This window comes from Micromonospora sp. NPDC047548 (assembly GCF_040642975.1).
Taxonomy (GTDB): domain Bacteria; phylum Actinomycetota; class Actinomycetes; order Mycobacteriales; family Micromonosporaceae; genus Micromonospora.
Genome location: NZ_JBEYTI010000035.1, coordinates 16948 through 38838 on the forward strand (window position 1 = coordinate 16948; position 21891 = coordinate 38838).

Annotated in this window: 24 protein-coding genes; all 24 read left to right on the forward strand. The window is 68.2% G+C overall.

Annotation, left to right across the window (positions count from 1 at the left end; all coding sequences use genetic code 11):
* The first annotated feature begins 380 nt into the window (after positions 1 to 380).
* On the forward strand, positions 381 to 3812 hold the full coding sequence (locus ABZ807_RS25875) for a DNA-directed RNA polymerase subunit beta (RefSeq protein WP_357163077.1): 3432 nt from the start codon (positions 381 to 383) through the stop codon (positions 3810 to 3812).
* Between the two features lie 80 nt (positions 3813 to 3892).
* Entirely contained in the window at positions 3893 to 7780 is a 3888-nt protein-coding gene (locus ABZ807_RS25880) for a DNA-directed RNA polymerase subunit beta' (RefSeq protein WP_357163080.1), read from the forward strand.
* Between the two features lie 120 nt (positions 7781 to 7900).
* Positions 7901 to 8269 (forward strand): hypothetical protein, encoded by a 369-nt coding sequence (locus ABZ807_RS25885; protein WP_357163083.1) that lies wholly within the window; start codon positions 7901 to 7903, stop codon positions 8267 to 8269.
* Between the two features lie 579 nt (positions 8270 to 8848).
* The gene (locus tag ABZ807_RS25890) at positions 8849 to 9220 is read left to right on the forward strand and encodes a hypothetical protein (protein WP_357163160.1); all 372 of its coding nucleotides are present in this window, start codon (positions 8849 to 8851) and stop codon (positions 9218 to 9220) included.
* Positions 9221 to 9683: 463 nt separating this feature from the next.
* Entirely contained in the window at positions 9684 to 10058 is a 375-nt protein-coding gene (rpsL, locus tag ABZ807_RS25895) for a 30S ribosomal protein S12 (RefSeq protein WP_007465318.1), read from the forward strand.
* A gap of 1 nt (position 10059) precedes the next feature.
* Positions 10060 to 10530 carry a 30S ribosomal protein S7 gene (gene rpsG, locus ABZ807_RS25900; RefSeq protein WP_091079418.1) on the forward strand — a complete coding sequence of 157 codons (471 nt, stop codon included), beginning with the start codon at positions 10060 to 10062 and terminating at the stop codon, positions 10528 to 10530.
* A gap of 75 nt (positions 10531 to 10605) precedes the next feature.
* Positions 10606 to 12702 (forward strand): elongation factor G, encoded by a 2097-nt coding sequence (gene fusA, locus ABZ807_RS25905; protein ID WP_357163086.1) that lies wholly within the window; start codon positions 10606 to 10608, stop codon positions 12700 to 12702.
* A 221-nt stretch (positions 12703 to 12923) separates the two neighbouring features.
* Positions 12924 to 14117, forward strand: a complete 1194-nt coding sequence (gene tuf / locus ABZ807_RS25910; RefSeq protein ID WP_357163089.1) for an elongation factor Tu — start codon at positions 12924 to 12926, stop codon at positions 14115 to 14117.
* Positions 14118 to 14470: 353 nt separating this feature from the next.
* A complete protein-coding gene (gene rpsJ, locus ABZ807_RS25915; protein WP_007073037.1) occupies positions 14471 to 14779 on the forward strand; it encodes a 30S ribosomal protein S10 in 309 nt (102 codons plus the stop codon).
* An 11-nt stretch (positions 14780 to 14790) separates the two neighbouring features.
* The gene (gene rplC, locus ABZ807_RS25920) at positions 14791 to 15456 is read left to right on the forward strand and encodes a 50S ribosomal protein L3 (RefSeq protein ID WP_357163092.1); all 666 of its coding nucleotides are present in this window, start codon (positions 14791 to 14793) and stop codon (positions 15454 to 15456) included.
* The gene (gene rplD / locus ABZ807_RS25925) at positions 15453 to 16103 is read left to right on the forward strand and encodes a 50S ribosomal protein L4 (RefSeq protein ID WP_357163095.1); all 651 of its coding nucleotides are present in this window, start codon (positions 15453 to 15455) and stop codon (positions 16101 to 16103) included. The genes rplC and rplD overlap by 4 nt, the downstream gene beginning before the upstream one ends.
* Complete coding sequence (gene rplW / locus ABZ807_RS25930; protein ID WP_073834931.1) at positions 16100 to 16402, forward strand: 50S ribosomal protein L23; 303 nt, start codon at positions 16100 to 16102, stop codon at positions 16400 to 16402. Before rplD ends, rplW begins: the two co-directional genes overlap by 4 nt.
* Before the next feature lie 12 nt (positions 16403 to 16414).
* Positions 16415 to 17254 carry a 50S ribosomal protein L2 gene (gene rplB, locus ABZ807_RS25935; RefSeq protein ID WP_357163097.1) on the forward strand — a complete coding sequence of 280 codons (840 nt, stop codon included), beginning with the start codon at positions 16415 to 16417 and terminating at the stop codon, positions 17252 to 17254.
* Between the two features lie 12 nt (positions 17255 to 17266).
* Positions 17267 to 17548: a 30S ribosomal protein S19 gene (gene rpsS / locus ABZ807_RS25940; RefSeq protein WP_007073032.1), complete on the forward strand. Its 282-nt coding sequence runs from the start codon at positions 17267 to 17269 to the stop codon at positions 17546 to 17548.
* Between the two features lie 40 nt (positions 17549 to 17588).
* Positions 17589 to 18047 (forward strand): 50S ribosomal protein L22, encoded by a 459-nt coding sequence (gene rplV, locus ABZ807_RS25945; protein ID WP_334528503.1) that lies wholly within the window; start codon positions 17589 to 17591, stop codon positions 18045 to 18047.
* Positions 18047 to 18904, forward strand: coding sequence for a 30S ribosomal protein S3 (gene rpsC / locus ABZ807_RS25950; RefSeq protein WP_357163101.1), 858 nt, complete (start codon positions 18047 to 18049; stop codon positions 18902 to 18904). The genes rplV and rpsC overlap by 1 nt, the downstream gene beginning before the upstream one ends.
* Before the next feature lie 3 nt (positions 18905 to 18907).
* A complete protein-coding gene (gene rplP, locus ABZ807_RS25955; protein WP_088647000.1) occupies positions 18908 to 19333 on the forward strand; it encodes a 50S ribosomal protein L16 in 426 nt (141 codons plus the stop codon).
* Positions 19333 to 19569 (forward strand): 50S ribosomal protein L29, encoded by a 237-nt coding sequence (gene rpmC, locus ABZ807_RS25960; protein ID WP_357163105.1) that lies wholly within the window; start codon positions 19333 to 19335, stop codon positions 19567 to 19569. Before rplP ends, rpmC begins: the two co-directional genes overlap by 1 nt.
* Positions 19566 to 19841 (forward strand): 30S ribosomal protein S17, encoded by a 276-nt coding sequence (rpsQ, locus tag ABZ807_RS25965; RefSeq protein WP_357163108.1) that lies wholly within the window; start codon positions 19566 to 19568, stop codon positions 19839 to 19841. The genes rpmC and rpsQ overlap by 4 nt, the downstream gene beginning before the upstream one ends.
* A 99-nt stretch (positions 19842 to 19940) precedes the next feature.
* Positions 19941 to 20309 carry a 50S ribosomal protein L14 gene (rplN, locus tag ABZ807_RS25970; RefSeq protein WP_007465279.1) on the forward strand — a complete coding sequence of 123 codons (369 nt, stop codon included), beginning with the start codon at positions 19941 to 19943 and terminating at the stop codon, positions 20307 to 20309.
* Complete coding sequence (rplX, locus tag ABZ807_RS25975; protein WP_357163111.1) at positions 20306 to 20626, forward strand: 50S ribosomal protein L24; 321 nt, start codon at positions 20306 to 20308, stop codon at positions 20624 to 20626. The genes rplN and rplX overlap by 4 nt, the downstream gene beginning before the upstream one ends.
* On the forward strand, positions 20626 to 21195 hold the full coding sequence (gene rplE, locus ABZ807_RS25980; protein WP_357163114.1) for a 50S ribosomal protein L5: 570 nt from the start codon (positions 20626 to 20628) through the stop codon (positions 21193 to 21195). Before rplX ends, rplE begins: the two co-directional genes overlap by 1 nt.
* A gap of 1 nt (position 21196) precedes the next feature.
* Positions 21197 to 21382 carry a type Z 30S ribosomal protein S14 gene (locus ABZ807_RS25985; RefSeq protein WP_007465272.1) on the forward strand — a complete coding sequence of 62 codons (186 nt, stop codon included), beginning with the start codon at positions 21197 to 21199 and terminating at the stop codon, positions 21380 to 21382.
* A 96-nt stretch (positions 21383 to 21478) separates the two neighbouring features.
* On the forward strand, positions 21479 to 21886 hold the full coding sequence (rpsH, locus tag ABZ807_RS25990; protein WP_067301438.1) for a 30S ribosomal protein S8: 408 nt from the start codon (positions 21479 to 21481) through the stop codon (positions 21884 to 21886).
* The last annotated feature ends 5 nt before the right edge of the window (positions 21887 to 21891 follow it).

Here is a 21891-nt window from a genome sequence, read left to right on the forward strand (position 1 = left end):
GGCGACCCGACAGCGGCCCTTGACGCGGCACCGGACTCCCAGGCACGCTGACACCAGCAAGACCTCCGCGCTTGCGACGGCCACCTCTTGGGTAATGGCAGCGGCAGCACCATCGGCTGCGGCACCCGAGCGGCCCGGCAGGAACGACGCGTTCCGAGCGGCCCGGCAGACCCGGTTTTTCCCGGGGTCCCGAGGCGCGTTCCGCGACGACCTGCGGGGTGGGCTGGACAGCGGTTAGCCTCTCGGCTACACTGCTAGTTTGCGCTGCCTTCCGTCTTGACCCCTGCGCGGAAATGTCCGTTTACGGATACTTCTGGTGGGGTCATTGGAGTGCACGCGTACCAGCCGTTCTGCAGCACCGGTCCTCGGAAGGACGCATCTTGGCAGCTTCCCGCCCTGCGAAGACCAGTCGTACGTCGAGCGCTTTCGCTCCCCGCCGAGTTTCTTTCGGCAGGATCACCGAACACCTCGAGGTCCCCAACCTCCTCGCCATCCAGAACGAGTCCTTCGACTGGCTCGTCGGCAACGAGGGTTGGCAGGGCCGATCGGCGGACGACCCGCACGCACGCTCGGGTCTCGCGGAGATCCTCGAAGAGATCAGTCCCATTGAGGACTTCTCCGGCACCATGTCGCTCTCCTTCTCGGCTCCGCGCTTCGACGAGGTCAAGGCCTCGATCGAGGAGTGCAAGGAGAAGGACCTGACCTACTGCGCGCCGCTGTTCGTGACCGCGGAGTTCACCAACAACACCACTGGCGAGATCAAGAGCCAGACGGTGTTCATGGGTGACTTCCCGATGATGACGCCGAAGGGCACCTTCATCATCAACGGCACCGAGCGCGTCGTGGTCAGCCAGCTCGTCCGGTCCCCGGGCGTCTACTTCGACAAGCAGCCGGACAAGACCTCCGACCGCGACCTCTCCAGCGTCAAGGTCATCCCGAGTCGGGGTGCCTGGCTGGAGTTCGACATCGACAAGCGCGACACGGTCGGCGTCCGTATCGACCGCAAGCGCCGGCAGGCCGTCACGGTCCTGCTCAAGGCCATCGGATGGTCGGCCGAGCAGATCCGCGAGCGGTTCGGCTGGTCCGAGCTGATGATGACCACGCTCGAGAAGGACCACATCGCCGGCCAGGACGAGGCGCTGCTCGACATCTACCGGAAGCTCCGCCCTGGCGAGCCGCCGACCCGCGAGAACGCCCAGACCCTGCTCGACAACCTCTTCTTCAACCCGAAGCGGTACGACGTCGCCAAGGTCGGTCGTTACAAGTTCAACAAGAAGCTCGAAGTGAACGTCCCGATCACCACGGGCACGCTCACCGAGGACGACATCGTCGCCACCGTGGAGTACCTCTGCCGGCTGCACGCCGGTGAGGACGGCTACGAGGCCGACGACATCGACCACTTCGGCAACCGGCGCCTGCGTACGGTCGGCGAGCTCATCCAGAACCAGGTCCGGGTCGGCCTGTCCCGGATGGAGCGGGTCGTCCGCGAGCGGATGACCACGCAGGACGTCGAGGCGATCACGCCGCAGACCCTGATCAACATCCGCCCGGTGGTGGCGGCGATCAAGGAGTTCTTCGGCACGTCGCAGCTGTCCCAGTTCATGGACCAGACCAACCCGCTGGCGGGCCTGACCCACCGGCGGCGGCTGAGCGCGCTCGGCCCGGGTGGTCTGTCCCGGGAGCGGGCCGGCTTCGAGGTCCGTGACGTGCACCCGTCCCACTACGGCCGGATGTGCCCGATCGAGACGCCGGAAGGCCCGAACATCGGCCTGATCGGCGCGCTCTCCACCTTTGCCCGGGTCAACCCGTTCGGCTTCATCGAGACGCCGTACCGGAAGGTCGTCGAGGGTCGGGTCACCGACCAGATCGACTACCTGACCGCGGACGAGGAGGACCGGTTCGTCAAGGCGCAGGCCAACGCTCCGCTGAAGGCGGACGGCACCTTCGCCGAGGACCGGGTCCTGGTCCGCCGTAAGGGCGGCGAGACCGAGGACGTCGCGCCGGGCGCCGTGGACTACATGGACGTGTCGCCGCGGCAGATGACCTCGGTCGCGACCGCGATGATCCCGTTCCTCGAGCACGACGACGCCAACCGGGCCCTGATGGGCGCGAACATGCAGCGCCAGGCGGTGCCGCTGGTCAAGGCCGAGTCGCCGCTGGTCGGCACCGGCATGGAGTACCGGGCCGCGGTCGACGCCGGTGACGTGGTCGTCGCCGAGGTCGGCGGTGTCATCGAGGACCTCTGCGCCGACTACATCACCATCCACCAGGACGACGGCCACCGCCGGACGTACCTGCTGCACAAGTTCCGCCGCTCCAACGCCGGCTCCTGCGTCAACCAGAAGCCGGTCGTCTTCGAGGGCGCCCGCGTCGAGGCCGGTCAGGTCATCGCCGACGGTCCGTGCACCGACGAGGGCGAGATGGCGCTCGGGCGCAACCTGCTCGTGGCGTTCATGTGCTGGGAGGGCCACAACTACGAGGACGCGATCATCCTGTCGCAGCGCCTCGTGCAGCAGGACGTGCTCACCTCGATCCACATCGAGGAGCACGAGGTCGACGCCCGGGACACCAAGCTCGGCCCCGAGGAGATCACCCGCGACATCCCGAACGTCAGCGAGGAGATGCTCGCCGACCTCGACGAGCGCGGCATCATCCGGATCGGCGCCGAGGTCGTCCCCGGCGACATCCTGGTCGGCAAGGTCACGCCCAAGGGCGAGACCGAGCTGACCCCGGAGGAGCGGCTGCTCCGCGCGATCTTCGGTGAGAAGGCGCGTGAGGTCCGGGACACCTCGCTGAAGGTGCCGCACGGTGAGACCGGCACGGTCATCGGCGTGCGTACCTTCTCCCGCGAGGACGGCGACGAGCTGCCGCCGGGCGTCAACGAGCTGGTCCGGGTGTACGTCGCCCAGAAGCGCAAGATCCAGGACGGTGACAAGCTCGCCGGCCGGCACGGCAACAAGGGCGTCATCTCCAAGATCCTGCCGATCGAGGACATGCCGTTCCTGGAGGACGGCACCCCGGTCGACATCGTGCTCAACCCGCTGGGTGTGCCCTCCCGGATGAACATCGGCCAGGTCCTGGAGACCCACCTCGGGTGGGTGGCCAAGACCGGTTGGAGCGTCCAGGGCGACGACGTCGCGTGGAAGCGCCAGCTCCGCTCGATCGACGCCCACGAGTCCGAGCCGGACACCAACGTGGCCACGCCGGTCTTCGACGGTGCCCGCGAGGAGGAGATCTCCGGTCTGCTCGCGTCGACCCTGCCCAACCGGGACGGCAAGCAGCTGATCGGCTCCTCCGGCAAGGCGCAGCTGTTCGACGGTCGCTCCGGCGAGCCGCTGCCGGACCCGATCGCGGTCGGCTACATCTACATCCTGAAGCTCAACCACCTGGTCGACGACAAGATCCACGCCCGGTCGACCGGCCCGTACTCGATGATCACGCAGCAGCCGCTGGGTGGTAAGGCGCAGTTCGGTGGTCAGCGCTTCGGTGAGATGGAGTGCTGGGCGATGCAGGCGTACGGCGCCGCCTACGCCCTGCAGGAGCTGCTGACGATCAAGTCCGACGACGTCCTCGGCCGGGTGAAGGTCTACGAGGCGATCGTCAAGGGCGAGAACATCCCCGAGCCGGGCATCCCGGAGTCGTTCAAGGTGCTGCTCAAGGAGCTGCAGTCGCTGTGCCTCAACGTCGAGGTGCTCTCCAGCGACGGTGTGGCCCTGGAGATGCGCGAGACCGACGACGAGGTGTTCCGGGCCGCGGAGGAGCTGGGCATCGACCTGTCCCGGCGCGAGCCGAGCTCGGTCGAAGAGGTCTGAGGTGAGTGGTCGGGGGCCGGCTCGCCGGCTCCCGACCCCACCCACTAGCTAGCAGTACAGACGACGACATAGGGGACATAGTGCTCGACGTCAACTTCTTCGACGAGCTGCGCATCGGCCTCGCCACCGCCGACGACATCCGTCAGTGGTCGCACGGTGAGGTCAAGAAGCCTGAAACGATCAACTACCGCACCCTGAAGCCGGAAAAGGACGGGCTCTTCTGCGAGAAGATCTTCGGTCCGCAGCGGGACTGGGAGTGCTACTGCGGTAAGTACAAGCGGGTTCGCTTCAAGGGCATCATCTGCGAGCGCTGCGGCGTCGAGGTGACCCGTTCCAAGGTCCGTCGTGAGCGGATGGGGCACATCGAGCTCGCCGCTCCGGTGACCCACATCTGGTACTTCAAGGGCGTGCCGAGCCGGCTGGGCTACCTGCTGGACCTCGCCCCCAAGGACCTCGAGAAGATCATTTACTTCGCCTCGTACGTCGTGACGAGCGTGGACGCGGAGTCGCGTCACCGTGACCTCTCGACCATCGAGAACGAGATCCTCGCCGAGAAGCGGCAGTCCGAGAACAGCCGCGACTCGGAGATCGAGAAGCGGGCCGCCAAGCTCGAGGCCGACCTGGCCGAGCTGGAGGCCGAGGGTGCCAAGGCGGACGTCCGGCGCAAGGTCAAGGAGGGCGGAGAGCGCGAGATGCGCCAGATCCGCGACCGGGCCCAGCGCGAGATCGACCGCCTCGACGAGGTGCTGGACACCTTCCGCAAGCTGGAGCCGAAGCAGCTGGTCACCGACGAGCTGCTCTACCGCGAGCTACGTGACCGCTTCGGTGAGTACTTCACCGGCGGCATGGGCGCGGAGGCCATCAAGGCGCTGGTCCAGAACATGGACCTCGTCGCCGAGGCCGAGAGCCTGCGGGAGACCATCCGCTCCGGCAAGGGCCAGCGGAAGATCCGGGCGCTCAAGCGGCTCAAGGTCGTCGCGGCGTTCCTGAACACCCGCAACTCGCCGCTCGGCATGGTGCTGGACTGCGTGCCGGTCATCCCGCCGGACCTGCGCCCGATGGTGCAGCTCGACGGTGGCCGCTTCGCGACCTCCGACCTGAACGATCTGTACCGCCGTGTGATCAACCGGAACAACCGCCTCAAGCGGCTGATCGACCTCGGCGCGCCCGAGATCATCGTCAACAACGAGAAGCGGATGCTCCAGGAGGCCGTCGACGCGCTGTTCGACAACGGCCGTCGCGGCCGGCCGGTCACCGGTCCGGGTAACCGCCCGCTCAAGTCGCTCTCCGACATGCTCAAGGGCAAGCAGGGCCGGTTCCGCCAGAACCTGCTCGGCAAGCGCGTCGACTACTCCGGCCGTTCGGTCATCGTGGTCGGCCCGAAGCTGAAGCTGCACCAGTGCGGCCTGCCCAAGCAGATGGCGCTGGAGCTGTTCAAGCCGTTCGTGATGAAGCGGCTGGTGGACCTCAACCACGCGCAGAACATCAAGTCCGCCAAGCGGATGGTCGAGCGGCAGCGGCCGGTTGTGTGGGACGTGCTGGAAGAGGTCATCGGCGAGCACCCGGTGCTGCTGAACCGCGCGCCGACCCTGCACCGCCTGGGCATCCAGGCCTTCGAGCCGCAGCTGGTCGAGGGCAAGGCGATCCAGATCCACCCGCTCGTCTGCACCGCGTTCAACGCGGACTTCGACGGTGACCAGATGGCGGTGCACGTGCCGCTGTCCGCCGAGGCCCAGGCCGAGGCGCGGATCCTGATGCTGTCGTCGAACAACATCCTCAAGCCGGCCGACGGCAAGCCGGTCACCATGCCCACCCAGGACATGGTCATCGGTCTCTACCACCTCACCCACCTCACCTCGGGTGGCAAGGGCGAGGGCCGGGCGTTCAGCTCGGACGCCGAGGCGCGGATGGCGTTCGACAACGGCGAGCTGCACCTGCAGACCCCGGTCAAGATCCGGCTGCGCGGCGTGGTCGGTGTCGACAACGGCGCCGGCGCTGAGCGGTGGGTCGCGCCCGAGGGCTGGGTCGAGGGCGAGCCGCTGACCGTGGAGACCACGCTCGGCCGGGTCCTGTTCAACGAGACGCTGCCGCAGGGCTACCGCTTCGTGAACTACGAGATCCGCAAGGGCCAGCTCTCCGCGATCGTCAACGACCTCGCCGAGCGCTTCCCGAAGGTGGCGCTGGCCGCAACCCTCGACGGGCTCAAGGAGGCCGGTTTCCACTGGGCCACCTGGTCCGGAGTCACCATCGGCATGGAGGACGTCATCGCTCCGCCGCGCAAGCGGGAGATCCTGGAGCGGTACGAGAAGGAAGCCGACCGGATCGACAAGCAGTACCAGCGTGGTCTGATGACCGCCGAGGAGCGTCGCGGCGAGCTCATCGAGATCTGGACCAAGGCGACCAACGAGGTCGCCAAGGAGATGGACACCGCGCTGCCGCAGGAGAACCCGCTGTGGAAGATGATCAACTCGGGTGCCCGCGGTAACCTGCTCCAGCTCCGGCAGATCGCGGCGATCCGTGGTCTGGTGGCCAACCCCAAGGGTGAGATCATCCCGCGGCCGATCAAGGCCAGCTACCGGGAGGGTCTGTCCGTGCTGGAGTACTTCATCTCCACGCACGGTGCCCGCAAGGGTCTCGCCGACACCGCCCTGCGTACCGCCGACTCGGGCTACCTGACCCGTCGTCTGGTGGACGTCTCGCAGGACGTCATCATCCGCGAGGAGGACTGCGGCACCGACCGGGCGATCCCGATGCAGATCGGCGAGCGGCTGGACGGCAAGCTGGTCGTGCACGAGCACGCCGAGACCAGCGTGCACGCCCGTACCCTGGCCGACGACATCAAGGGGCCGGACGGCACCGTCGTCGCCGAGCGGGGTCAGGACATCAACTCCATCGGGGTCGACAAGATCGTCGCCGCCGGGGTGGAGACGGTCCGGGTGCGCAGCGTGCTCACCTGCGAGTCGAAGCTGGGCGTCTGCGGTGCGTGCTACGGGCGCTCGCTGCCGACCGGCAAGACCGTGGACGTCGGCGAGGCGGTCGGCATCATCGCCGCCCAGTCGATCGGTGAGCCGGGTACGCAGCTGACGATGCGTACCTTCCACACCGGTGGTGTCGCGGGTGAGGACATCACCCAGGGTCTGCCGCGTGTCCAGGAGATCTTCGAGGCCCGGATCCCGAAGGGCAAGGCGCCCATCGCCGACACCCCGGGCCGGATCCGGATCGAGGACGGCGAGCGGTCGCGGAAGATCATCGTGGTGCCGGACGACGGCAGCGAGGAGATCGTCTACGACAAGATCTCCAAGCGGGTCCGGCTGCGGACCCACGACGGCGGTCACGTCGAGGTCGGCGAGAAGCTCACCGAGGGCACCATCGACCCGCACGAGCTGCTGCGCATCCTCGGCCCGCGCGCGGTCCAGGTCCACCTGACCCAGGAGGTCCAGGAGGTCTACCGCTCGCAGGGTGTGCTCATCCACGACAAGCACATCGAGATCATCATCCGGCAGATGCTCAAGCGGGTGACGGTCATCGACTCCGGCTCGACCGAGTTCCTGCCGGGTGTGCTGGTCGACCGGGCGCTGTTCGAGTCGGAGAACCGCCGACTCGTCTCCGAGGGCGGCGAGCCCGCCGCCGGTCGCCCGGTGCTGATGGGCATCACCAAGGCCTCGCTGGCCACCGACTCCTGGCTCTCGGCGGCCTCCTTCCAGGAGACCACCCGGGTGCTGACCGACGCGGCGATCAACTCGCGCAGCGACTCGCTGGTCGGCCTCAAGGAGAACGTGATCATCGGTAAGCTCATCCCGGCCGGTACCGGCATCAGCAAGTACCGCAACGTCCGGGTCGAGCCGACCGAGGAGGCGAAGGCCAAGGTCTACTCGATGACCGGCTACCCGGAGACCGACTACGGCTTCGGGCCGGCCAGCGGCCAGGCCGTGCCGCTGGACGACTTCGACTTCGGGTCGTACCGCTAAGTAGTAACGAACGACGAGGCCCCCGGCTGACGCCGGGGGCCTCGTCGCGTTCCGGACTGGTCGTACCTCCTCCGGCGGAGGTGCCCGGTCCCGGCGCGGGCCGGCGGGCATGATGGGGGGATGACGACCGCTCCCGGGCAGCTGCCCGTGGCGCACCAGCCGCCACGTCACCCGCTCGATCCTGACCCGGCGCGCGCGACGAAGGCCCGCGCCGTTTTCGCGCTCGGCCTGATCGGGGCGCTGACCGGACTGTTCGTCGGCGGGGTGGTGCCCGCGACGGTGGCGCTCCAGCTGGCCCGCCAGGCCCGGCGGGAGGCGTACGCCTCGGGTGGCTACCTCACCGGCGCGGCCTGGCTGCGGCAGGGGGAGCGGCTGGCCTGGACGGGTCTGGTGCTGGTCGCGGTGGCCGTGGTGACGCTGGTGGTGATCGGCGTGGTCCGGCTGGCGGACGCCCCGTTCGGGCAGGACTTCGCCCCGAACGTGGACTGAGCGTGGCTTTGCTCGTGCGCGCCCTGCGGGGCGGTGCGCGCCGACGGTAGCCTGGCCGGTGTCCGTCGCGTGGCGAGGGATCTGGCATGTCGACAGGAGGATCACGTGACGGAACCGGCGCCGCCGTCGGGAGCCGACCCGGGCGGGCAGCCCGCCGGGCCCCCGCAGGCGGGCGCGCCCGGCCCCGCAGGTGCGGCCCCGCCCGGCGGCGCGAGCGCCGGGCCGGAGCTGTCGCCCTGGTCGCCGCAGGGGGCCGCCGGCGGCGACCGGTCGGACCAGAGCGCCAGTACCCCGCCGGAGGCCGCCCCCATCGGGTACGCGCCGCCGCCGCTGCCGCCGTCCGGGCCGTACCCCGGGCAGCCCGCGCCGGCGTACCCCGGCCAGCCGGCCGGTGGGTACCCGGGACAGCACCTCCCGCCGACGGGCCCGGGCCAGCCTTCCGGGCCGTACCCGGTGCCGACCGGGGCGTACCTCGGTGGGACGCCGGCCGGCGCGTGGCCGCCGCCGTCGCCGCTCGGTCCGGGGCCGCTGCCTCCGCCGCCGCAGGAGGCGCCCAGACCGCCCAGGCGGGTCGATCCGGTGCCGGGCACGCCCTTCGGGGTGGTCCATCTCGACGTGCCGGCGGTGACCTCCGGTCCCGCCGTGGGTTCGCTGGTGGCCGGGGCGGGTTCGATCCTGGTGTCGCTGCTGGTCGTCTGCTTCGGCGTCGGGGCGGCGCGGTACGGGGGGGCCTGGGCGGCCGGGGCGTTCACGGTGCCGGGTGCGCTGGCCGGGGCGGCCGCGATCGTCGCCGGCCTGCTGGCCCGGCGGCAGATCCGGCGGGCGGCGCCGCCGCCGGCGATCCGGTTCACCGGGCGGGGGCTGGCCACAGCGGGGATCAGCTGTGGCGCGGTGGGCCTGCTGCTCTGCCTGCTGGGCCTGGCGGTGGCGCTGCTGCTGCAGTTCGCGTGACGGCCGTCGCGGCAGGGGCGAGGGGCCGCTTCCGTGGGCAGCCGGTACACTTGGAGCTGTAGGTGCCAGCACGGGTGAGCAGGCACGACGGCGAGGCCGACCGGGGTTCGAGATCCCCCGGACCATTCCGTTTTGACCTGCGAGGCTGTGGTAGGTAGTCTTTCCCCTTGTGCCCGGGCCTGCCCGGGCAACTGGTGCGTGCGTGGGATCCGGTTCATTCGGCGATCGAGCGGCCCCACGACACAGTCCAAGACCCGGCGCACGGTTCACCGCGTGCCGGCGACCACAATCCGGTGCGCGCGCGAGCGACGGCACCGGGACCGTGATCCGGGCGACACGCCCGACCGCGGGTGTCGGGACCTCCGTCAGGTGGTCCTGGCCGGAATGTAGGAGAGCCGACCATCAGGCGGCTACGAGCAGACAGTGCGGTCGCGACAGCGGCCGAAGGGAGCGGAGAGACCCGGTGCCCACGATCCAACAGTTGGTCCGAAAGGGCCGCCAGGCCAAGACGACCAAGACCAAGACCCCGGCGCTGAAGGGCAGTCCTCAGCGGCGCGGTGTGTGCACCCGCGTGTACACCACCACCCCCAAGAAGCCGAACTCGGCGCTCCGCAAGGTCGCTCGTGTCAAGCTCAGCAGCCAGATCGAGGTGACCGCCTACATCCCGGGCGTCGGTCACAACCTGCAGGAGCACTCGATCGTGCTCGTCCGCGGCGGCCGGGTGAAGGACCTCCCCGGCGTGCGCTACAAGATCGTCCGCGGCTCGCTGGACACCCAGGGTGTCCGCAACCGCAAGCAGGCGCGCAGCCGCTACGGCGCGAAGAAGGAGAAGAGCTGACATGCCGCGTAAGGGACCCGCTCCGCGGAAGCCGCTGGTCGCTGACCCGGTGTACAACTCGCCGCTGGTCACCCAGCTGGTGAACAAGATCCTGCTGCGCGGCAAGCGTCAGCTGGCCGAGCGCATCGTGTACGCCGCCCTGGAGGGCTGCCGCGAGAAGAGCGGCACCGATCCGGTCGTCACCCTCAAGCGGGCGATGGACAACGTCAAGCCGACGCTGGAGGTGCGCAGCCGCCGGGTCGGTGGCGCCACCTACCAGGTGCCGGTGGAGGTCCGTCCGGCCCGGGCGACCACGCTCGGCCTGCGCTGGCTGGTGACGTACTCCAAGGCCCGTCGTGAGAAGACCATGGTCGAGCGGCTGATGAACGAGCTGCTGGACGCGAGCAACGGTCTGGGTGCCGCCGTCAAGCGGCGCGAGGACACGCACAAGATGGCCGAGTCCAACAAGGCCTTCGCGCACTACCGCTGGTAACACCCTGGTTCCGGCGCCGGACCGGCGCCGGAACCGCCACCAGTTGTGTCGGGACGACGATAAGTAGGGATTGAAGTGGCCGCCGCAGACGCGCTCGCCAACGTACGCAACATCGGCATCATGGCGCACATCGATGCCGGTAAGACCACGACCACCGAGCGGATCCTGTTCTACACCGGTATCACGTACAAGATCGGTGAGGTCCACGAGGGCGGTGCCGTCATGGACTGGATGGAGCAGGAGCAGGAGCGTGGTATCACCATCACCTCCGCTGCCACCAAGTGTGAGTGGAAGGGCCACACGATCCAGATCATCGACACGCCCGGTCACGTCGACTTCACGGTCGAGGTCGAGCGGTCGCTGCGGGTGCTGGACGGTGCGGTCGCGGTCTACGACGGCGTTGCCGGGGTGGAGCCGCAGACGGAGAACGTCTGGCGCCAGGCCGACAAGTACAACGTCCCCCGGATGTGCTTCGTCAACAAGCTCGACCGGACCGGCGCCGACTTCTTCCGCTGCGTGCAGATGATGATCGACCGGCTCAACGCCACCCCGCTGGTGCTCCAGATCCCGATCGGCGCCGAGGCCGACTTCATCGGCGTGGTCGACCTGATCGAGATGCGCGCCCTCACCTGGCGCGGGGAGACCCAGAAGGGTGAGGACTACGCGATCGAGGAGATCCCGGCCGACCTGGCCGACTCCGCGGCCGAGTGGCGCGAGAAGCTGCTGGAGACCCTCGCCGACGTCGACGACGCGGTGATGGAGAAGTACCTGGAGGGCGAGGAGATCTCCGTCGAGGAGATCAAGGCCGCCATCCGCCGGGCCACCATCGCCGGCAAGGCTAACCCCGTCTTCACCGGCACCGCCTTCAAGAACAAGGGCATCCAGCCGATGCTCGACGCGGTCGTCGCGTACCTGCCGTCGCCGCTGGACATCCCGGCCATCGAGGGCACCGCGACCGACGGCGAGACGCCGCTGCAGCGGAAGCCGTCCACCTCGGAGCCCTTCGCCGGCCTGGCCTTCAAGATTCAGACCGACAAGCACCTCGGCAAGCTCACCTACGTCCGGGTCTACTCCGGCGTGGTCGAGTCCGGGACCCAGGTGGTCAACTCCACCAAGGACCGCAAGGAGCGCGTCGGCAAGATCTACCAGATGCACGCCAACAAGCGGGAGGAGCGCAGCTCCGCCAGGGCTGGCGACATCATCGCGGTGCAGGGTCTCAAGCAGACCACCACCGGTGACACGCTGTGCGACCCGGCGAAGCCGGTCATCCTGGAGTCGATGACCTTCCCGGAGCCGGTCATCGAGGTCGCCATCGAGCCGAAGACCAAGGCCGACCAGGAGAAGCTCGGCACCGCCATCCAGCGGCTGGCCGAGGAGGACCCGACCTTCCGCGTCAAGCTGGACGAGGAGACCGGTCAGACGGTCATCTCCGGCATGGGCGAGCTGCACCTGGACATCCTGGTCGACCGGATGCGCCGCGAGTTCAACGTCGAGGCCAACATCGGCAAGCCGCAGGTGGCGTACCGCGAGACCATCCGCCGCAAGGTGGAGAAGGTCGAGTACACCCACAAGAAGCAGACCGGTGGTTCCGGCCAGTACGCCCGCGTGATCGTGAGCATCGAGCCGCTGCCGCTGGACAACGACTCGCCGACCTACGAGTTCGCGAACGCCGTCACCGGTGGCCGTATCCCCCGGGAGTTCATCCCGTCGGTGGACGCCGGTGCCCAGGACGCGATGCAGTACGGCATCCTCGCCGGCTTCCCGCTGGTGGGTGTCAAGCTGACGCTGCTGGACGGCCAGTACCACGAGGTCGACTCGTCGGAAATGGCGTTCAAGATCGCCGGCTCGATGGTGATGAAGGAGGCGGCCCGCAAGGCCGACCCCGCACTGCTCGAGCCGATGATGGCTGTTGAGGTCACCACTCCTGAGGAGAACATGGGTGACGTCATCGGCGACCTCAACTCCCGGCGCGGCATCATCCAGGCGATGGAGGAGCGTCACGGCGCTCGCATCGTCCGGGCCCTGGTGCCGCTGTCGGAGATGTTCGGCTATGTCGGCGACCTGCGGTCGAAGACCCAGGGCCGGGCTAGCTACAGCATGCAGTTCGACTCCTACGCCGAGGTTCCGCAGAGCGTGGCGAAGGAGATCATCGCCAAGGCAACGGGTGAGTGACGCTCACTCCGAGCTGATTCGATGATCCGAGGTCGGTCGCGGGAGGGACTCCCCGCCCGCGGCCACCTCGGTCGGGTTGCGTGAGACCGGGCCTGTAGGCTTCATCGCCGCAGAACCCACCAAGCTCTCCGGCCGCCAGGTCGGAAAGGCTGTCGACAGAGTCCTAAGCGCCAATCGGCGCGCCGGGGCGTACGAACCAAGAAGTCCACAGGAGGACACCAGTGGCGAAGGCGAAGTTCGAGCGGACTAAGCCGCACGTCAACATCGGCACCATTGGTCACATCGACCACGGTAAGACGACGCTGACGGCGGCCATCACCAAGGTCCTGCACGACCAGTACCCGGACCTGAACCCGTACACGCCGTTCGACCAGATCGACAAGGCGCCGGAGGAGAAGGCCCGCGGCATCACGATCTCCATCTCGCACGTCGAGTACCAGACCGAGGCGCGTCACTACGCGCACGTCGACTGCCCCGGTCACGCCGACTACATCAAGAACATGATCACCGGTGCCGCCCAGATGGACGGCGCGATCCTGGTGGTGGCGGCGACCGACGGCCCGATGCCGCAGACCCGCGAGCACGTGCTGCTGGCCCGTCAGGTCGGTGTGCCGTACATCGTCGTGGCGCTCAACAAGAGCGACATGGTCGACGACGAGGAGCTCCTGGAGCTCGTCGAGCTCGAGGTCCGCGAGCTGCTCTCCTCGCAGGAGTACCCGGGTGACGACCTGCCGGTCGTCCGGGTCTCGGCGCTGAAGGCACTCGAGGGCGACCCGGAGTGGACCGGCCGCCTCATGGAGCTGATGAACGCCGTCGACGCCGCGATTCCGCAGCCGGAGCGCGAGACCGAGAAGCCGTTCCTCATGCCGATCGAGGACGTCTTCACGATCACCGGTCGTGGCACCGTCGTCACCGGTCGCGCTGAGCGCGGCATCCTCAAGCCGAACGAGGAGGTGGAGATCGTCGGCATCCGCGAGAAGTCGATGAAGACTATCTGCACCGGCATCGAGATGTTCCGCAAGCTGCTCGACGAGGCCCGCGCGGGTGAGAACGTCGGTCTGCTGCTGCGCGGCATCAAGCGCGAGGACGTCGAGCGCGGCATGGTCGTCGTCAAGCCGGGCACCACGACCCCGCACACGGAGTTCGAGGCGACGGTCTACATCCTCTCCAAGGAGGAGGGCGGCCGGCACACCCCGTTCTTCCAGAACTACCGTCCGCAGTTCTACTTCCGGACCACGGACGTCACCGGCGTCGTCACGCTGCCCGAGGGCACCGAGATGGTCATGCCGGGCGACAACACCACCATGGCCGTGAAGCTGATCCAGCCGATCGCCATGGAGGAGAACCTCAAGTTCGCGATCCGCGAGGGTGGTCGTACGGTCGGCGCGGGTCGCGTCACCAAGATCATCAAGTGAGCTAGGTAACCCCGATTAGCGTTGCCGTCGGTCGTACGGCATACTAGTCAGGTTGCGTAACGACGGTTGGTCACCTGCGTCCGGTGAATGCTGGACCTCCGGGAGACCAACAATCGCGCGTAGGGTGGTTGATCGCCCCTGGCGGTCAACCACCCTCGCACGGCGTCCAGATCGCTGTGATGCGATCGGCGTCTTGACCCACCGTGTGGTCTGAGAATCGCTCCGGAGTCCCGGGGCGGAGCCTGGCCCGAGGGCGCGACACGCCCGACCGCGGGGGTCGGCGAAGTGGGCCTGTACCAGCCGGTACAGGCGCCCGCAACACAGCGGCATCGAGAGAAGGAACAGAAGCCACCATGGCGGGACAGAAGATCCGCATCCGGCTCAAGGCCTACGACCACGAGGTCGTCGACTCCTCGGCGCGGAAGATCGTCGAGACGGTGACGCGTACCGGGGCGCAGGTCGCGGGCCCGGTGCCGCTGCCCACGGAGATCAACCGTTTCTGCGTTATCCGCTCGCCGCACAAGTACAAGGACTCGCGCGAGCACTTCGAGATGCGCACGCACAAGCGGCTGATCGACATCATCGACCCGACTCCGAAGACGGTCGACTCGCTCATGCGCCTCGACCTGCCGGCTGGCGTCGACATCGAGATCAAGCTGTAGGGACCGGACAAATGGACAGGCAAGTAAAGGGGATCCTGGGCGCAAAGCTCGGCATGACCCAGGTCTGGGACAACAACCGAGTTGTCCCGGTGACCGTGGTTCAGGCCGGCCCGTGCGTCGTCAGCCAGGTTCGTAGCGCCGAGAAGGACGGTTACTCCGCGGTCCAGCTCGCCTACGGCACGATCGATCCGCGCAAGGTCAAGAAGCCGCTGGGCGGGCACTACGCGAAGGCGGACGTCGCGCCGCGCCGGCACATCGTCGAGCTGCGCACCGCCGACGCCGCGGACTACTCGCTGGGCCAGGAGGTCACGGTCGAGGAGTTCCCGGCCGGGGTCACCATCGACGTGACCGGCAAGACCAAGGGCAAGGGCTACGCCGGCCCGATGAAGCGGCACGGCTTCCACGGTCTGCGCGCCAGCCACGGTGTCGAGCGCAAGCACCGCTCGCCGGGCTCCATCGGCGCCTGCGCCACCCCGGGTCGCGTCTTCAAGGGCACCCGGATGGCGGGCCGGATGGGTGGCGTTCGCTACACCGTCCAGAACCTGACCGTCCAGGCGGTCGACACCGAGAACAACCTCCTGCTCGTCCGTGGTGCCATCCCCGGCCCCAAGGGCGCGCTGGTCCTGGTGCGTACCGCGGCCAAGACCAAGGTGAAGAAGGGCGGTGCGGCCAAGTGACCACCGTTGACGTCCTCAACGTCGAAGGCGCCAAGAGCGGCTCCGTCGAGCTGCCGGCCGACATCTTCGACGTCCAGGCGAACCTCGCGCTGATGCACCAGGTCGTGGTGGGTCAGCTCGCGGCCGCTCGGCAGGGCACGCACAAGGTCAAGACCCGCGGCGAGGTCGCCGGTGGCGGCAAGAAGCCGTACAAGCAGAAGGGCACCGGTCGGGCCCGGCAGGGCTCGATCCGCGCGCCGCAGTTCGCCGGCGGTGGCGTGGTGCACGGCCCGGTCCCGCGCGACTACAGCCAGCGCACCCCCAAGAAGATGAAGGCCGCCGCCCTGCGTGGCGCCCTCTCCGACCGGGCGCGCGCCGGCCAGGTGCACGTCGTCGAGGCGTTCGTCTCGGGCGAGAAGCCGTCGACCAAGGCCGCTCTGGCCGCGCTGGCCAAGTTCACCGAGGCCCGTCGGGTCCTGGTCGTGCTGAGCAGCATCGACGAGCTGAACTGGGTGTCGCTGCGCAACGAGCCGCGCGTGCACCTGATCGAGGCCGGCCAGCTCAACACGTACGACGTGCTGGTGGCCGACGACGTGGTCTTCACCAAGGAGGCCCTGGACGAGTTCCTGGGCGTTCCCGCCGAGACCACCGAGGAGGGTGGCAAGTGAGCACGATCGCCGATCCGCGCGACATCATCGTCGCGCCGGTCGTCTCGGAGAAGAGCTACAGCGAGCTGAACCGCAACTGGTACACCTTCCTGGTGCACCCGGACGCCAACAAGACCGAGATCAAGATCGCTATCCAGCAGATCTTCAACGTCCGCGTCCTGACGGTCAACACGCTCAACCGCGAGGGCAAGCGCAAGCGCACCAAGACCGGCTTCGGTCAGCGCAAGGCCACCAAGCGGGCGATCGTGAAGCTCGCTGACGGTGACCGTATCGAGGCCTTCGGCGGCCCGGTCAGCTGAGGGGTGTAGACAATGGCTATCCGTAAGTACAAGCCGACGACGCCGGGCCGGCGTGGCTCCAGCGTCGCCGACTTCGCCGAGATCACCCGGTCGACGCCTGAGAAGTCGCTGCTGGCTCCGCTGCCGAAGAAGGGCGGACGCAACGCCCACGGCCGGATCACCACCCGGCACCACGGTGGCGGCCACAAGCGGCAGTACCGCCTGATCGACTTCAAGCGGGTCGACAAGGACGGCGTGCCGGCGAAGGTCGCCCACATCGAGTACGACCCGAACCGCACCGCGCGTATCGCGCTGCTGCACTACGCCGACGGCGAGAAGCGGTACATCATCGCGCCGAAGGACCTGAAGCAGGGCGACGCCGTGGAGTCGGGCCCGGGCGCTGACATCAAGCCGGGTAACAACCTGCCGCTGCGCAACATCCCGGTCGGTACGACGATCCACAACGTGGAGCTTCGTCCGGGCGGTGGCGCCAAGCTGGCCCGCTCGGCCGGCGTCGGGATCCAGCTGCTCGGCCGTGAGGGCGCGTACGCGACCCTCCGCCTGCCGTCCGGTGAGATCCGGCGGGTCGACGTGCGCTGCCGCGCCAGCGTCGGCGAGATCGGCAACGCCGACCAGTCGAACATCAACTGGGGCAAGGCCGGCCGGATGCGGTGGAAGGGCAGGCGCCCGACCGTCCGTGGTGTCGCGATGAACCCGGTCGACCACCCGCACGGTGGTGGTGAGGGTAAGACCTCCGGCGGTCGCCACCCGGTCAACCCGCAGGGTAAGCCCGAGGGCCGCACCCGTCGTAAGGGCCAGCCGAGTGACCGGCTGATCGTCCGCCGTCGCTACGCCACGCGTAAGCGCGGCTGAGGGAGATAAGACATGCCTCGCAGCCTGAAGAAGGGCCCGTTCGTCGACGACCACCTGCTCAAGAAGGTGGAGACGCAGAACGACAAGGGCTCGAAGAACGTCATCAAGACCTGGTCGCGGCGCTCGACGATCATCCCGGAGATGCTGGGTCACACGATCGCCGTGCACGACGGACGCAAGCACGTCCCGGTGTTCGTGACCGAGGCGATGGTCGGGCACAAGCTCGGCGAGTTCGCGCTGACCCGCACGTTCAAGGGTCACGAGAAGGACGACCGGAAGAGCCGTCGGCGCTGACGCCGCGGGCATACGGATAGAGGAACAAGGGGTTACAGCGATGCCAGGAAAGGGCGACGCTCCGGTGCTTCCGGGCGCGCGGGCGGTTGCGCGGCACGTGCGCATCTCGCCGATGAAGGCGCGCCGGGTGGTCAACCTCGTCCGCGGCCTGCCCGCGAAGGAGGCGCTCACGGTGCTGCAGTTCGCGCCGCAGGCTGCGAGCGAGCAGGTGTACAAGGTGCTCGCGAGCGCGATCGCCAACGCGGAGAACAACGAGCGGCTGGACCCCGACGCGCTGCTCGTCAGCGAGGCGTTCGTCGACGAGGGCCCGACCATGAAGCGGTTCCGGCCGCGGGCGCAGGGCCGGGCGTACCGGATCCGCAAGCGCACCTGCCACATCACCGTGGCAGTCGAGGCGGTCGCGCCGGCCGCGCCGAAGAAGTCCGCGGCGAAGAAGGCCGCCCCGGCGAAGCAGGCCGAGGCCGCTGAGACGGAGAGCAAGACGGAGGGCGCCGAGTAATGGGTCAGAAGGTTCACCCCACTGGATTCCGGCTCGGCATCTCGACCGACTGGAAGTCCCGCTGGTTCGCGGACAAGCTCTACAAGGACTACATCGGCGAGGACGTCAAGATCCGCCGGATGATGTCCAAGGGCCTCGAGCGCGCCGGCATCTCCAAGGTCGACATCGAGCGCACCCGCGACCGGGTCCGCGTGGACATCCACACCGCCCGGCCGGGCATCGTCATCGGCCGTAAGGGTGCGGAGGCCGACCGGATCCGCGGCGAGCTCGAGAAGCTCACCGGCAAGCAGGTGCAGCTGAACATCATCGAGGTGAAGAACCCCGAGTCGGACGCGCAGCTGGTCGCCCAGGGCGTCGCTGAGCAGCTCTCCAGCCGGGTCAGCTTCCGTCGGGCGATGCGCAAGTCCATGCAGTCGGCGATGAAGAACCCGGTCTGCAAGGGCATCCGGGTTCAGGTGTCGGGTCGGCTCGGCGGCGCCGAGATGAGCCGCACCGAGTTCTACCGCGAGGGCCGGGTCCCGCTGCACACGCTGCGGGCCAACATCGAGTACGGCTTCTTCGAGGCCCGTACCACCTTCGGCCGGATCGGCGTGAAGGTCTGGATCTACAAGGGCGACGCCGTCCCGGGCCGGGAGGCTCCGGCCGAGGCCGGTCCGTCCCGTCCGCGCCGTGACCGCGGCGACCGCCCCGAGCGGCCGCGCCGTGGCCGGTCGGGTTCGTCTGGCACGACCGCCGGTGGCACCGAGGCCGGCCGGGCTGCTGCGACCACCATCGCTCAGCAGGCCGAGACGCCGAGCGGCGAGCCGGTGGATGCTTCCGCCGTCGCCGCCGCGGCAGAAACGCAGCAGGAGGGCTGACAGATGCTGATGCCGCGCAAGCCCCCGAAGGGCTTCCGCAAGCCGCACCACCCCGACCGCCACGGCGCGTCCAAGGGCGGTAACCGGGTGGTGTTCGGCGAGTTCGGGATCCAGGCTCTCGAGCCGGCGTACGTGACCAACCGCCAGATCGAGTCGGCGCGTATCGCGATGACCCGTCACATCAAGCGTGGCGGCAAGGTCTGGATCACGGTCTTCCCGGACCAGGCCCTGACCAAGAAGCCGGCGGAAACGCGGATGGGTTCCGGTAAGGGCTCGCCCGAGTGGTGGGTCGCCAACGTCAAGCCGGGGCGGGTTCTCTTCGAGATGTCCTTCCCCAACGAGCAGATCGCGCGAGAGGCGATGCGTCGCGCGATCCACAAGCTCCCGATGAAGTGCCGCATTGTTACGCGCGAAGTGGGTGAATCCTGATGGCAGCGGACGTTAAGGCTTCCGAGCTGCGTGAGCTCTCCGAGGAGGAGCTGGTCACGAAGCTGCGCGAGGCCAAGGCGGAGCTGTTCAACCTCCGCGTGCAGGCCGCAACCGGGCAGCTGGACAACAACCGGCGGCTGCAGATCATCCGTCGGGAGATCGCCCGGATCTACACGATCATGCGTGAGCGCGAGCTGGGTCTCTCGGCCGCGCCGACTGAGGTGACTGCATCATGAGCGAGAACACCACCGCCGCCGCGCGGGCCCGCCGTAAGGTGCGTGAGGGCCTCGTGGTCAGCGACAAGATGGAAAAGACCGTTGTGGTCGAGGTCGAGGACCGGGTCAAGCACGCGCTGTACGGCAAGATCATGCGCCGGACCAGCAAGCTGAAGGTGCACGACGAGCAGAACTCGGCCGGTATCGGCGACCGGGTCCTGATCATGGAGACCCGGCCGCTCTCCGCCACCAAGCGGTGGCGGATCGTGGAGATCCTCGAGAAGGCCAAGTAGCGAAGGCTCGAGCTCGGCCGGTATCGGTCGGGCGCAGGTTCCGCCAGGCTCCGGCCGCCCCCGGGGCGGCCGGAGAACCGGCAGACATAGGAGATAGACGTGATTCAGCAGGAGTCGCGACTGCGCGTCGCCGACAACACGGGTGCCCGGGAGATCCTGTGCATCCGGGTTCTCGGTGGCTCCGGTCGGCGCTACGCGAGCATCGGCGACGTCATCGTGGCCACGGTCAAGGACGCGATCCCGGGTGCCGGTGTCAAGAAGGGCGACGTCGTCAAGGCGGTCGTCGTCCGCACCGCCAAGGAGAGGCGGCGGCCGGACGGCTCGTACATCCGCTTCGACGAGAACGCCGCCGTCATCATCAAGGACGGTGGGGACCCGCGTGGTACCCGCATCTTCGGCCCAGTGGGTCGGGAGTTGCGGGACAAGCGGTTCATGAAGATCATTTCCCTCGCGCCGGAGGTGTTGTGACCGTGAAGGTCAAGAAGGGCGACACGGTCGTCGTCATCGCCGGCAAGGACAAGGGTGCCAAGGGCAAGGTCATCGTGGCCTACCCGCGGCAGGACAAGGTCCTGGTCGAGGGCGTGAACCGGGTCAAGAAGCACACCCGCATCAGCACCACCCAGCGTGGCGCCAAGACCGGTGGCATCGTCACCCAGGAGGCCCCGATCCACGTTTCCAACGTGCAGGTCCTGGACTCCGACGGGAACCCGACGCGCGTCGGGTACCGGATCGACGACAACGGCCAGAAGGTCCGCATCGCGCGTAGCACTGGTAAGGACCTGTGATGACCACGGCTACCGAAACCAAGACCATGCCGCGCCTCAAGGAGCGGTACCGCAACGAGATCGTGGCGCAGCTGCAGGAGCAGCACCAGTACGGCAACCCCATGCAGGTGCCCGGGCTGGTCAAGATCGTCGTCAACATGGGTGTCGGCGAGGCCGCTCGGGACGCCAAGCTGATCGACGGCGCGGTCCGCGACCTGGCCACCATCACCGGCCAGAAGCCGCTGGTGCGGCGGGCGACCAAGTCCATCGCGCAGTTCAAGCTGCGTGAGGGCATGCCGATCGGCGCGAAGGTGACCCTGCGCGGCGACCGGATGTGGGAGTTCCTGGACCGGCTGCTGTCGATCGCGCTGCCGCGTATCCGCGACTTCCGCGGTCTGGACGGGCGCAAGCTCGACGGGCACGGCAACTACACGTTCGGTCTGACCGAGCAGTCGGTGTTCCACGAGATCGATCAGGACAAGATCGATCGCCAGCGGGGCATGGACATCACGGTGGTCACGACCGCCACGACCGACGACGAGGGCCGGGCGCTGCTCAAGCTTCTGGGCTTCCCGTTCAAGGAGAACTGAGATGGCCAAGAAGGCGCTGATCATCAAGGCGGCCGCGAAGCCGAAGTTCTCGGTTCGCGCGTACACCCGCTGCCAGCGGTGCGGGCGTCCGAAGGCGGTCTACCGCAAGTTCGGTCTCTGCCGGGTGTGCATCCGGGAGATGGCCCACCGCGGTGAGCTGCCCGGCGTGTCCAAGGCTTCCTGGTAATAGCCCGGCGCGCTCCGCGCGTCAGCTGAACTGTCTCTTCGCCGTAGGCCCCGGGCCCAGCCCGGGGAACCCCGGCGAGAAAGGTTGACGAATTTCATGACGATGACCGACCCGATCGCAGACATGCTCACGCGTCTGCGGAACGCCAACCAGGCGTACCACGACCGGGTGACGATGCCCTACTCGAAGATCAAGGCGAACATCGCCGAGGTCCTCAAGGCCGAGGGTTACATCGCCACCTGGTTGGTCGAGGAGCCCGAGGAGGGCGCCGTCGGCAAGCGACTGGTCGTCGAGCTGAAGTACGGCCAGAACCGCGAGCGGAGCCTGGCCGGCATCAAGCGCGTGTCCAAGCCCGGTCTCCGGGTGTACGCCAAGTCGGACGGGCTCCCGCGGGTGCTCGGCGGGCTGGGCGTGGCGATCATTTCGACGTCCCAGGGGCTGCTCACCGACCGGCAGGCCCGCAAGCGGAGCGTTGGCGGGGAAGTCCTCGCCTTCGTCTGGTAACGGGA

What these genes read in the sequence shown, in the direction of transcription:
- rplV (WP_334528503.1), top strand. Translation starts at nt 17,589, where the DNA reads ATGCCAGGAAAGGGCGACGCTCCGGTGCTTCCGGGCGCGCGGGCGGTT.
- rpsS (WP_007073032.1), top strand. Translation starts at nt 17,267, where the DNA reads ATGCCTCGCAGCCTGAAGAAGGGCCCGTTCGTCGACGACCACCTGCTC.
- rpsJ (WP_007073037.1), top strand. Translation starts at nt 14,471, where the DNA reads ATGGCGGGACAGAAGATCCGCATCCGGCTCAAGGCCTACGACCACGAG.
- rplC (WP_357163092.1), top strand. Translation starts at nt 14,791, where the DNA reads ATGGACAGGCAAGTAAAGGGGATCCTGGGCGCAAAGCTCGGCATGACC.
- rplP (WP_088647000.1), top strand. Translation starts at nt 18,908, where the DNA reads ATGCTGATGCCGCGCAAGCCCCCGAAGGGCTTCCGCAAGCCGCACCAC.
- rpmC (WP_357163105.1), top strand. Translation starts at nt 19,333, where the DNA reads ATGGCAGCGGACGTTAAGGCTTCCGAGCTGCGTGAGCTCTCCGAGGAG.
- rpsQ (WP_357163108.1), top strand. Translation starts at nt 19,566, where the DNA reads ATGAGCGAGAACACCACCGCCGCCGCGCGGGCCCGCCGTAAGGTGCGT.
- rplE (WP_357163114.1), top strand. Translation starts at nt 20,626, where the DNA reads ATGACCACGGCTACCGAAACCAAGACCATGCCGCGCCTCAAGGAGCGG.
- rpsG (WP_091079418.1), top strand. Translation starts at nt 10,060, where the DNA reads ATGCCGCGTAAGGGACCCGCTCCGCGGAAGCCGCTGGTCGCTGACCCG.
- ABZ807_RS25885 (WP_357163083.1), top strand. Translation starts at nt 7,901, where the DNA reads ATGACGACCGCTCCCGGGCAGCTGCCCGTGGCGCACCAGCCGCCACGT.
- rpsC (WP_357163101.1), top strand. Translation starts at nt 18,047, where the DNA reads ATGGGTCAGAAGGTTCACCCCACTGGATTCCGGCTCGGCATCTCGACC.
- ABZ807_RS25985 (WP_007465272.1), top strand. Translation starts at nt 21,197, where the DNA reads ATGGCCAAGAAGGCGCTGATCATCAAGGCGGCCGCGAAGCCGAAGTTC.
- rpsH (WP_067301438.1), top strand. Translation starts at nt 21,479, where the DNA reads ATGACGATGACCGACCCGATCGCAGACATGCTCACGCGTCTGCGGAAC.
- rplB (WP_357163097.1), top strand. Translation starts at nt 16,415, where the DNA reads ATGGCTATCCGTAAGTACAAGCCGACGACGCCGGGCCGGCGTGGCTCC.